The 11,878-nt window shown below is 74.2% G+C and carries 6 protein-coding genes; all 6 read left to right on the plus strand.

The features are described from left to right. A partial coding sequence (locus ABTZ58_RS06220; RefSeq protein WP_351350906.1) for an FtsK/SpoIIIE domain-containing protein occupies window positions 1-3,242 on the plus strand: 3,242 nt, incomplete at its 5' end. A gap of 175 nt (window positions 3,243-3,417) precedes the next feature. Continuing rightward, window positions 3,418-4,833, plus strand: coding sequence for an ABC transporter substrate-binding protein (locus ABTZ58_RS06225; RefSeq protein ID WP_351350908.1), 1,416 nt, complete (start codon window positions 3,418-3,420; stop codon window positions 4,831-4,833). 4 nt (window positions 4,834-4,837) lie between these two features. Further along, a complete protein-coding gene (locus ABTZ58_RS06230) occupies window positions 4,838-6,184 on the plus strand; it encodes a carbohydrate ABC transporter permease (RefSeq protein ID WP_502996015.1) in 1,347 nt (448 codons plus the stop codon). Continuing rightward, entirely contained in the window at window positions 6,181-7,095 is a 915-nt protein-coding gene (locus tag ABTZ58_RS06235; protein ID WP_351350910.1) for a carbohydrate ABC transporter permease, read from the plus strand. Before ABTZ58_RS06230 ends, ABTZ58_RS06235 begins: the two co-directional genes overlap by 4 nt. A gap of 142 nt (window positions 7,096-7,237) precedes the next feature. Further along, a complete protein-coding gene (locus ABTZ58_RS06240; RefSeq protein ID WP_351350912.1) occupies window positions 7,238-9,505 on the plus strand; it encodes a bifunctional glycosyltransferase/CDP-glycerol:glycerophosphate glycerophosphotransferase in 2,268 nt (755 codons plus the stop codon). Window positions 9,506-9,676: 171 nt separating this feature from the next. Next, window positions 9,677-11,875: a bifunctional glycosyltransferase/CDP-glycerol:glycerophosphate glycerophosphotransferase gene (locus ABTZ58_RS06245; protein ID WP_351350914.1), complete on the plus strand. Its 2,199-nt coding sequence runs from the start codon at window positions 9,677-9,679 to the stop codon at window positions 11,873-11,875. Window positions 11,876-11,878: the final 3 nt, after the last annotated feature.

The raw sequence follows: 11,878 nt of genomic DNA on the forward strand, positions 1-11,878 counted from the left end.
CCGGGGCGACGTACGGGGTCGGGGGACCGGGATCTGCCCGTGAGTCCGGGCGTCCGGGCTCGGCATCTGCCCACGAAACCGGGCGTCCGGGTGCCGGGGCAGCGCGCGAGCCCGGGTATCCCGGTGCTGCGGCAGCGCGCGAGACCGGGTATCCCGGTGTGGCGGCAGCGCGCGAGACCGGGTATCCCGGTGTGGCGGCAGTGCGCGAGACCGGGCGTGCCGGTGCCGGACCCGCCGATGGCGCGGGGCGGCCTCGTGTCGCGGCCGTGGACGACACCGGGCGGCCTCGCACCGGGGCTTTTGACGACACCGGGCGGCCTCGTGCCGCAGCCGCGGACGGTTCTGGTCACGGCGTGGCCCACTCCGACGCGACCGCCACCGGGCGCGACTCGCGCGGGTCCGCCGTTCCCGCCGCCCCCACCGGCGCCGTTGTCCCCGCCGACGAGCGCGTCGGACGTGGGCGCAAGGGCACACCCCTCCGCGGCACCGACGTGCCGTCCGGCACGCGCCGGCGGGGCGGGATCGGGGCGTGGGCCCGGCGGTGGGCCGGAGGGCGTACGGAGCAGCCCGCGGAACCGCGCGGGGCGTACGACGAGGACGAGCCGGCCGGGACGCCTCCGGTGGAGCGCCCGGCGGCGGGCCAGGCCGTGCCCGAGACCTGGCCGGACCCGGCCGCACTGCTGCTGACGGCCCTGGGGCCCGGGCCCCGGCTGTGGGAGCGCGGGCCGGACCACCCCGAGGCGCTCGCCGTGCGGCTCGGCACGGCGGACCGGGCGGCGCCGGACGGCTCGGGCCTGCTGCCCGCCGTGCCGGTGACGGCCGGGCTGCGTGAGGTCGGCGCGCTGGGACTGGCCGGGCCGCGGGCGCGGCTGTCCGGGCTGGCCCGCGCCGTGCTGGCCCAGCTCGCCGCGCTGCACTCCCCCGACACGCTGGAGATCGTCCTGGTCACGGCGGACCGCTCCCGCCCCCTGGAGGAGCGCACCGCCGAGTGGTCCTGGCTGGGCTGGCTGCCCCATGTCCGCCCGGGGCACGGGCAGGACTGCCGCCTCCTCCTCGCCCATGACCGCGAACAGGCCGCGGCCCGCACGGACGAGCTGCTGCGCCGCCTGGATGACCAGCTGGCGGAGGAGGGGTCGGGCACGGACATCGCGGGGGGCGGGCTGATCCCCGGCGCCCGGAGTTCCGGCGCCTACACCACCCGGTCCGTCGGCCCGGATGCCATCACCCTCCATGCCCGCGGAAACGACGGCCCCGGCGTCCCGCTGCCCGGCGCACGGGTCCCGGACAACGCCCGGCCCGCCGACGGCCCCGGCGTCCCGGCCTCCCCCACCCACGGAACCGCCGGCCCCAGCGCCCACACCCCGGGGGCGGACGGACCGCTGCCCCACCCACGCACCCCCGGCGCCCCCGCCCCCCAGCCCCACGGCAACGACGGCCCCCAGCGCCGCACCCTGGGTGCGGACGGACCGCTGCCCCACGCACGCGTACCCGGCGTCCACCAGCCCGGCGACACAGGCGCCCCCGGCGTCCGCCCCCCGGCGGCCACCGGCCCCGCCGGCCCCCGTGGCGAGCACCCCCCGGCCCAGCCCCTGCCCGGCACCCGGCGCCCCTCCTGGGCCCGGGACGACGCCGTCCCCGCCGGGGCGAACGGCTTCCCGGGGCCGTACACGGTCCTGGTCGTGGACGGCGACCCCGGCGGAACCGATCTGCGGGAAGCCGTGGCGCGGCTGGCCGTGGAGGGGCCCCGGGCCGGGATTCACGTGATCTGCCTGGCCGAGACCGCCGCCGCCTCACCCGCCTCCCCGGTGAGCGACACCTACGAGGCGGCCTGCTCCGCGGCGCCCACCTTCCGGCAGTGCGGCGCGGTCGCGCTGCTCAGCGGGGACGTGGCGACCGCGCTGCGGCTGATGCGCGTGGCCCGGGTCGGCGCGGAGGGCGCGGCGCCGGGTCCCGTCGGGCACGGCACCATCGCCACCGTCGACGCCGTCTCCCCGGCCTGGGCCGAGCGGTTCGCGCGGGCGCTGGCCCCGCTGCGGACGGACGGCCCCGCGAGCGACCGGCAGCCGCGCGTCTCCGCACCGCTGCCGCAGGCGGCCCGGCTGCTGGACGAGCTGGGCCTGGCCCGGGCCACCCCGGCTTCGCTGATGGCCCGCTGGGCGGACGCGGCCGACGACACCGACGCGCTGGGCGGCCGGGTGCGCGCGGTGCTCGGGGCCGGGCCGCGCGGCCCGGTCGGTGCGGACCTCGCTGCGCAGGGACCGCATCTGCTGATCGAGGGCCCGCCGGGCAGCGGCCGTACGGAGCTGCTGCGGGCGGTCGTCGCGTCCCTGGCCGCCGCCGAGCGGCCGGACCGGCTCGGCATCGTGCTGGTCGACGGCCGGGGCGGCCCGGGCGCGGGCGGCGGGCCGGGCGAGGGACTGCGGGTGTGCACGGACGTTCCGCACGTGAGCACGTATCTGACGGCGCACGACCCGGTGCGGATGCGGGAGTTCGCGCAGTCGCTGAGCGCCGAGCTGAAGCGCCGGGCCGAACTGCTCGGGCGGAGCGACTTCGCCGAGTGGCACACGGGACGTGAGCTGAAGGGCCGTATGGTCGCCCAGCGCACGGCGACCGCCCGCGGCGGCGCCCAGCAGGGTGAGACCGCCACCGGGGACCTGGACAGCCCGTCCAGTTCGACGCTGCGGCTGCGGCCCGGCGGGGCCCGGCGGCAGACGGAGGCGGCGGCGCCTCCGCTCCCCCGGCTCGTCGTGGTGGTGGACGACCTGGACGCCCTGGTCTCCCCCGCCCTCGGCTCGACGGGACGCCCCGCGGCCGGATCGGTGATGCGCGCCCTGGAGGCCGTGGCCCGGGAGGGCGAGCGGCTCGGCGTCCACCTGGTGGCGGCCACCGGCCCGTGCGCCCGCACGGCGGAGACGGAGCCGGTCCGCCGGGCCACCCTCCGCGTCACGCTGGACGCCCCGGCCACGGGTCCCGACGAGCCCGCTCCCGGCCGGGGAAGCCTCACCTGTGCGGACGGGCGGGTCACGCCGTTCCAGGGCGGCCGGGTCACCGGCCGGATCCCCCGGACGGCGACGCTGCGCCCCACGGTCGTGCCGCTGGAATGGCACCGCATGGGTGACCCTCCGGCCCGGCGTCCGGTGCGGGAACTCGGAAACGGCCCCACCGACCTGGCACTGTTGGCCAGCGCGCTGGAAAGGGCGGCGCGGGAGGTCGCGGCGGCGCGGGTGCCGTCCCTGCTGTGAGGGGGGACGGCCGTCGGCCCGTCCGGCGTCACGGGGCCGCGTCCCTGGTCACGAGGGAGTCACGATCCCCCGCTTGACAGCCGACGCCATCTTGCCGCCCCCGCACACCCGGGCGTAGACCAGATCGCACGGGAGCGCGCTCGACGTTCGACGAGGAACGAAGAACGGGGCAGTCATGCGCATGACGAGCAGCACCATCCGGAACCGCTGGTCGCCCGAGCGGGACAAGGCGACCCCCCGAAGCCGCAGAGCCACCAGGGCCGCGGCGGCCGTCGCCGCGGGAGCGCTCGCGCTCTCGCTCACCGCCTGCGGAGGCGACGACGGCAACGACAGCAGTGGAGACACGGGCACCTCCGAGGAGACCGCCAACAGCGTCACCCTTCCGAAGCTGGACGGGACGAGCCTGGAGATCGCCGCCGTCTGGACCGGTACCGAACAGGCCAACTTCAAGAAGGTCCTGGCGGAGTTCGAGAAGCGCACGGGCGCCAAGGTCACGTTCGTGCCGGCCCAGGACCCGATCATCAACTTCATCGGTTCGAAGGTGGCCGGCGGGCAGCCGCCGGACATCGCGATGCTGCCGCAGCCGGGCGCCATCAAGCAGGCCGTGGACCGCGGCTGGGCCAAGCCGCTCGGCGCCGACGCCCAGAAGGAGCTCGGCGAGAACTACTCGCGGGGCTGGCAGGACATCGGCAAGGTCGGCGGCAAGCCGTACGGCGTGTACTACAAGGCCGCCAACAAGTCCCTGATCTGGTACAACAACCAGGTCTTCGAGAACGCCGGGGCGAGCGAGCCCGAGACCTGGCCGGACCTGCTGAACACGGCCCGGACGGTCTACGACTCCGGCGTCACCCCGTTCTCCGTCGGCGGCTCGGAGGGCTGGACGCTGACCGACTGGTTCGAGAACGTCTACCTCTCCCAGGCCGGCCCGGAGAAGTACGACCAGCTGGCCAAGCACGAGATCAAGTGGACGGACCCGTCCGTGAAGGACGCGCTGACCACCCTCGCGCAGGTCTGGGGCAAGCCGGACTACATGGCGGGCGGGGCGAACGGGGCGTTGCAGACCGACTTCCCGGCCTCCGTCACGCAGGTCTTCACCGGCGGGGACCAGCCCAAGGCGGCCATGGTCGCGGCGGGCGACTTCGCGCAGGTCAACATCCCCACCACCATGAAGGTGGGCACGGACGCGAAGGTGTTCCCGTTCCCGGCGGTCGGGGACAACGGGCCGGTGGTCTCGGGCGGTGACGCGGCCGTGATCCTGCAGGACTCGAAGGGGGCGCAGGCCCTGGCCACCTGGCTCGCCTCGCCGGACGCGGCGACGATCCAGGCCAAGCTGGGCGGCTACCTCTCGCCGAACAGGAACGTGGAGAACTCCGCGTATCCGAACTCGGTGCAGCAGAAGATCGCCAAGGCGCTCATCGACGCCGGTGACGACTTCCGCTTCGACATGTCCGACCAGGCCCCGCAGGCCTTCGGCGGCACGCCCGGCAAGGGTGAGTGGAAGATCCTCCAGGACTTCCTGAAGAACCCGAAGGACGTGGCGGGCACGCAGGCGAAGCTGGAGTCCGAAGCGGCCGCGGCGTACGGGAACTGACGTCATGACGTCGGCCACGGCGGCAGGGGGCGTCAAGCCTCCTGCCGCTCCCAAGTCGCGCAGGAGTGTGACCGGCACGCGCAGGATGGTCGCGGCGCTGTTCCTGCTGCCCGCGCTCGTCCTGCTCGGCGCGCTCGTGGTGTACCCGATCGGGTACTCGGTGGTCCGCAGCTTCTACGACCAGTCCGGCGACGGTTTCGCCGGCATCGACAACTACAAGGCCCTCTTCACCGACGAGGGCATCCGCACCGCGCTGAAGAACAACGTCTTCTGGGTGGTGTTCGCGCCGACGGTCGCCACGGCCCTGGGCCTGATCTTCGCGGTGCTGACCGAACGGGTGCGCTGGGGCACGGCGTTCAAGCTGGTCGTCTTCATGCCGATGGCGATCTCGATGCTGGCCGCGGGCATCATCTTCCGCCTGGTGTACGACCAGGACCCGGACAGGGGCGTGGCGAACGCGGTGTGGGTGGGCGTGCACGACACCTTCGCCCAGTCGTCGGCGTTCCCCAAGGCCCACCCGGGCCGTCAGTCGCCGCTGGAGCCGGCCGGAGGCGGCGCGTTCATCACCAAGTCGCCCGTGCGCGCGGGCGAGGCCGTGTCGCTGCCGTTGGTGGGTGTCGCGCCCGATCTGATGCCGGACGACGCGAAGCCGGCGGTGGCGCCGAAGCCCGAGCCGGACAAGGTCACCGGCACGACCTGGCAGGACTTCACGCGCGGCAAGGGCGTCGGCACCCTGAACAGCGTCGACTCCTCCGAACTGGGCTACGCCGGGATGCGGATCGAGGCCGTGAAGGACGGCAGGGTCGTGGCCTCCACCACGGCCGGCGCCGACGGCACCTTCACGCTGCCTGCCTCGGCCGACGGGGCCCAACTGAGGCTGCCGGACAGCAACTTCAAGGAGCCGTACAACGGCCTGGACTGGCTCGGCCCGTCCCTGGTCACCCCGTCCATCATCGGCGCGTACATCTGGATGTGGGCGGGCTTCGCGATGGTGCTGATCGCGGCCGGGCTCGCGGGCGTGCCCCGGGAGCTGCTGGAAGCCGCCCGGGTCGACGGCGCGACGGAGTGGCAGGTGTTCAGACGGGTCACGGTGCCGCTGCTGGCGCCGGTCCTCGCGGTCGTCACCGTCACCCTGATGATCAACGTGCTGAAGATCTTCGACCTGGTCTTCATCATCGCCCCGGGCTCCGCGCAGGACGACGCGAACGTGCTCGCGCTGGAGCTCTACCGCAAGGGCTTCTCCGAGGACCAGCCGGGCATCGCCAGCGCCATCTCGGTGTTCCTGCTGCTGCTCGTGATCCCGGTGATGTGGTTCAACGTACGGCGGCTGAGGCGGGAGGTGCGGCGATGAGCGCGGACGCGGGCGTTCGGTCCGGCGAGGCGGCGCGGCCCACCGGCCCGGCCAAGGCGAAGCACTCGCTGGCATCCCGGCTGGTCGAGGGGGTCAGCGGCGGACTGGTGCGGGTGTTCCTCATCGTGGTCGGCGTGTTCTGGCTGGTGCCGACGATCGGTCTGCTGCTGGCCAGCCTCCGCTCGCCGGAGGACATCGCGGCGAGCGGCTGGTGGAAGGTGTTCACCGAGCCGTCGCAGATCACCTTCGACAGCTACTCCAAGCTGCTGGAGAACGACGACATCACCAGCAGCCTGCTCAACACGGTGTGGATCACCGTCCCGGCGACCCTGCTGGTGGTGATCATCGGCTCGCTGGCGGGCTACGCCTTCGCCTGGATGGACTTCCCGGGCCGTGACTGGTGGTTCCTGGGCGTGGTCGGCCTGCTGGTCGTGCCCGTGCAGGTCGCGCTGATCCCGATCGCCGAACTCTTCGGCAAGATCGGCATCTTCGGCTCGGTGCTGGGCGTGGTGATGTTCCACGTCGGATTCGGTCTGCCGTTCGCGGTGTTCCTGCTGCGGAACTTCTTCGCCGAGATCCCGCGGGAGCTGCTGGAGGCGGCGCGGCTGGACGGGGCGGGCGAACTACGCCTGTTCTTCCGGGTCGTGATGCCGCTGGGCGCTCCGGCGATCGCCTCGCTGGGCATCTTCCAGTTCCTGTGGGTGTGGAACGACATGCTGGTCGCGCTGATCTTCTCGGACTCCGGGAGCCAGCCGATCACGGTCGCACTCCAGACGCAGGTACGGCAGTTCGGCAACAACATCGATGTGCTGGCACCCGGCGCGTTCATCTCGATGGTGGTCCCGCTGGCCGTGTTCTTCGCGTTCCAGCGGCAGTTCGTGTCCGGAGTGATGGCGGGAGCGGTCAAATAGCTTTCGGAACAGGGCGGTTGGAGGGGCGGGCCGGGTGCGGTCCGCCCCTCCGGCGTTCCCCCGGATGCCGTAGCCGCCGTAACCAACCGGCCCCACCGGCCGTTCCCGGGCCGAACGCCCGCGCCGACCGATGGATGGCCTCTTGCCCAGGTTCAGTGTCATTGTCCCCGCGTACCAGGTTCAGGCGTACCTGCACGAGTGCCTCGAATCGGTGCTCTCCCAGTCCTGTCTCGATCTGGAACTGATCGTCGTCGACGACGCCTCGCCGGACGCGTGCGGCGCGATCATCGACGAGTTCGCCGCCCGCGACGCGCGCGTGCTCCCCGTCCACCTGCCACAGAACGTCGGCCTGGGCCGCGCGAGAAACGCCGGCGTGGCCCGCGCGAGCGGCGACTACCTGCTGTTCCTCGACAGCGACGACACCCTCACGCCCGACGCGCTGCGCGCCGTCGCCGACCGGCTGAAGGAGACGGGCGATCCGGACGTCCTGGTCTTCGACTACGCGCGCACCTACTGGACGGGAGAGGCGGTCCGCAACCAGGCGGCCCTGCAGCTGACCGAGCAGGGCCCGGCCCCGTTCCGCCTGGAGGACCGGCCGGGGCTGCTGCGGCTGCTGATGGTCGCCTGGAACAAGGCCTACCGGCGGGAGTTCGTCGAGCAACAGGGCTTCGCCTTCCCGCCCGGCCTGTACGAGGACACGCCGTGGACGTACCCGGTGCTGATGACCGCGGAGTCGATCGCGACGCTGGACCGGGTCTGCGTGCACTACCGGCAGCGACGCCTCGGCAGCATCCTGCGCACCACCAGCGAGCGGCACTTCGACGTCTTCGAGCAGTACGACCGGGTGTTCGCGTTCCTGGAGGAGCACCCGGAACTGGCGCGGTGGCGGCCGGTGTTGTTCCGCCGCATGGTCCATCACCTGGCGATCGTGTACTCCCGGCGGGACCGGTTGCCGAAGGGCTCGCGCGCCGACTTCCTGCGCCGGGCCCGGGCCCACTACCGCCGCTACCGCACCCCCGGTGCCCCCGTCCCGCTGCGCGCCCGGGTGCAGCACGTCCTGATCCGCTTCGGCCTGCACCGCACCTACCGGGCACTCCAGCTGGCGTCGGCCCTGCACCGCCGCCTCGCCCGGAGGAGGGGGAAGCTGCTGCGGGGCGGGCGCGGCGCCGTCCTGCGGGCCCACTACCGCATGCAGCGCTGCCTGCCGCTGCGCGCCGACCGGGCCGTCTTCGCCGCCGACGACGGCCGCGGCCACGGCGACGACCCCGGCGCGCTGGAGAGCGCGTTCCGTGATCTCGCGCCGCACATCCGCACGGCGTGGATCGCCCGCCCCGAGCACCACCACACGATCCCGCCGGGCCCGCGCCGCCTCGTCCCCGGCACGGCCGCCTACTGGACGGCGCTCGCCCGCTCCCGGTACCTGGTCAGCAACACCGACTTCGACCCCGGCCTGGCCAAGCGCCGGGGCCAGGTCCTGATCCAGACGGGGCAGGGCACCCCGCTGGGCCACATCGGCCTGGATCTCCAGGAGCGCCCGGCGGCCGCCCGTGGCCGGGACTTCGCCGGGCTGCTGCGGGGCGTCGACCAGTGGGACTACGTGCTGTCCGCCAACCGCCACAGCACCCTGACCCACGAGCGCGTCCACCCGGGCCGCTACACCACGCTGGAGTACGGCCACCCCCGCAACGACGTGTTCCTGACCGCCACCCCGGCGGACGTGACCCGGCTGCGCGCCTCCCTCGGCATTCCGGAGGGCACGGTGGCGATCCTGTACGCGCCGACCCACCGCGACTACCGGCGCTCCCCGTACCGCGGCCTGGACCTGCAGCGGATCGCGCGCCGCCTCGGCCCGCGCTTCGTGGTCCTGGCCCGCGGCCACCACGCCTACGACGCCCCGCTGGCCACCACCTGCGGCCGGGTCGTCGACGTCAGCGACCACCCGAGCGTCCAATCGCTCTGCCTGGCCTCCGACGCCCTGGTCACGGACTACTCGTCGCTGATGTTCGACTACGCCAACCTGGACCGGCCGATCGTGATCCACGCCGACGACTGGGAGGCGTACCAGGCGGCCCGCGGCACCTACTTCGACCTGCGCGCCTTCCCGCCCGGGGCGGTCGCGCGCGGCGAGGACGAGCTGATCGACATCTTCGCCACCGGCCACTGGCGCGGCTCCCGGTCGGCGCAGCTGCGCTCGGCGTTCCGCGAGCGGTTCTGCACCTACGACGACGGCCGGGCCGCCGAGCGGGTCGTCCGCCGGGTCGTCCTCGGCGAGACCGAGCTGCCGCCGGTGGTGCCGCTCGGCGAGCGCCGTCCGGTGCCGTCGGCGGCGTCCGCGCTGGCGCGTGAGCCGCTCGCCACCGTGCCGCACCCGGCCGGCGCGCACGCGGCCGCCCTCACCGACCGCCTCTGACCCACGGTTCTCACTCCGGGGAGTCCCATGCCCTCCAGCCCGTCGCGGCCGACGCCCAGCCGTCCGTCCTCCTGGCGCCCGTCCGGGCGCCCGGGCCGCCCGCGCGCGGCCTGAGACGGCCGGCAGCCCCGTAGCCCTCAGCCCGCCGCACACCCCGACAGGAAGAGCAGAATGCCCCGCTTCAGCATCGTCGTCCCGTCCCATGGCGTCGCGGGCCGGCTGTCCCAGGCGCTGGACTCGATCCTCGCCCAGTCGTTCGGCGACTTCGAGCTGATCCCGGTGTGCGACGCGCCCGACGCGACGGCGGCGGACGTCGCCGCCGGGTACGCCGAGCGGGACTCCCGGGTGACTCCGGTGCACTCGCCGCCGTCGGCCGGTCTGGCCGGGGCGCGCAACACCGGGCTGCGGGCGGCGGTCGGCCGCCATGTGCTGTTCCTCGACGGCGACGACGTCCTGGTCCCGGGGGCGCTGGCGGCGCTGGACGCCCGGCTGGGCGAGACCGGTGAGGTGGACGTGCTGTACTTCGAGCACGAGCGCGCCCCCTGGTGGGAGGGCGAGCCGACCAACCCGGCCGCCTCCCTGCTGGCCGGGACGCCGGACCGGGCCTTCGCCCCCGACGAGGCGCCGCGGCTGACGGGCGTGGCGCTCCCGGCGTGGAGCGCGGCCTACCGCCGGGCCTTCCTCGCCGAGCGGGACCTGACCTTCCCCGGTGACCACTTCACCGACATCGGGTTCGGCGGTCTGGTCGCGCTGCGGGCGGAGCGGATGGCGGCCCTGCGCACGGTCGTCGTCCGGCACCTGCTGCGCCGGCAGGGCAACCGGCTGAACCTGCCCGGCGCGCACCACACCGAACTGCTCGACCAGGCCGAGCTGGTCCTGTGCGAGGCGGCGGAACAGGGCCTGCCCGCACAGCGGTTGGTGCCCTTGTACGAGCAGCTGTTCGCCGCCGTGCTGAAGACGGCGGCGCATCCGCGGCGGCTGCCGGCCGGGCGGCGCGCCTTCTTCCGGCGGGCAAGCACGCTCTACCGGCGGCACCTTCCCGCCGGCTACCGGGCGCCCGGCGGCAGCCTGGGCGTCCAGCACCGGCTGCTGGCGTCCGGTGCGTACGCCGCGTTCCGCGTGCTGCGCGCCGCGAACCGGAGGGCCGCGGCCGTCACCGCGGCCCTCCCCCGCCCGCGCGGGCTGCGCACCCGCCTGCGGTACGCGGCGCAGCTGCGCCTCCCGCTGGACCGGAACCTGGTCGTGTACTGCGCGTACTGGGGCCGCGGCTACGCCTGCAACCCGGCCGCCATCCACGCCAAGGCCCGCGAACTCGCCCCGCACCTGCGGGCGGTGTTCCTGGTGGAGCCGGACGCGGTGGACCACATGCCGCCGGACGTGGAGTACGCGGTGATCGGCAGCCGGAAGTACTGGGAAGTCCTGGCCCGCGCCAAGTACCTGGTCAACAACGCCAACTTCGCGGACGCGGTGGTCAAGCGCCCGGGCAGCGTGCACCTGCAGACGCAGCACGGCACGCCGCTGAAGAAGATGGGCGCCGACCAGTCGACGTACCCGGTGGTGGCGGCGGCGACCGGGAGCTTCGCCAGGCTGCTGGCCCGGGTGGACCGCTGGGACTACAACCTCACCGCCAACCGCCACTCGACGCAGATGTGGGAGTCGGCCTTCCCCGGCGCCCACGAGACCCTCGAGTACGGCTATCCGCGCAACGACGTCTACTGCACGGCCTCGGGCGAGGACGTCGCCCGTGTCCGCGAGGAGCTGGGCGTCCCGGACGGCAAGAAGGCGCTGCTGTACGCCCCCACGCACCGCGACTACGCCACCGGCTTCGCCTCCGGCCTGGACCTGGCGGAGTTCTGCGAGGCGATCGGCGACGAGTACGTCGTCCTGCTGCGCGCCCACTACTTCTACGACCGGGGCACCTCCCGGGGCGGCGGCCGGATCATCGACGTCACCGGGCACCGCTCCTCGGAGGACGTCTGCCTGGCGGCCGACGCGCTGATCACCGACTACTCGTCGATCATGTTCGACTACGCCAACCTGGACCGGCCGATCGTCGTGTACGCCGACGACTGGGACGTCTACCGCGAGATCCGGGGCGTCTACTTCGACCTGATGGAGTGCCCGCCCGGCCGGGTCGCCCGTACGCCCGAGGAGCTGGCGGCCGTCTTCCGCGACGGCGGCTGGGCCGACGAGTCCGCCACGGCGCTGCGGGCCGCGTTCCGCGAGCGGTTCTGCCAGTTCGACGACGGCCGGGCCGCCGAGCGCGTGGTGCGCCGGGTACTGCTGGGCGAGCCACCCGAGTCGCTCCCGCCCGTGCTGCCGCTCGCCGAGCGCGTCCCGGCCCCCGCCGCCACCCTCACGAGGAGCTGACCG

This window comes from Streptomyces sp. NPDC094143, assembly GCF_040303825.1.
Taxonomy (GTDB): domain Bacteria; phylum Actinomycetota; class Actinomycetes; order Streptomycetales; family Streptomycetaceae; genus Streptomyces.

Excerpts from the sequence above, each read along its gene's own strand:
- ABTZ58_RS06230 (WP_502996015.1), top strand. The coding sequence starts at position 4,838 with ATGACGTCGGCCACGGCGGCAGGGGGCGTCAAGCCTCCTGCCGCTCCC.
- ABTZ58_RS06235 (WP_351350910.1), top strand. The coding sequence starts at position 6,181 with ATGAGCGCGGACGCGGGCGTTCGGTCCGGCGAGGCGGCGCGGCCCACC.
- ABTZ58_RS06245 (WP_351350914.1), top strand. The coding sequence starts at position 9,677 with ATGCCCCGCTTCAGCATCGTCGTCCCGTCCCATGGCGTCGCGGGCCGG.
- ABTZ58_RS06225 (WP_351350908.1), top strand. The coding sequence starts at position 3,418 with ATGCGCATGACGAGCAGCACCATCCGGAACCGCTGGTCGCCCGAGCGG.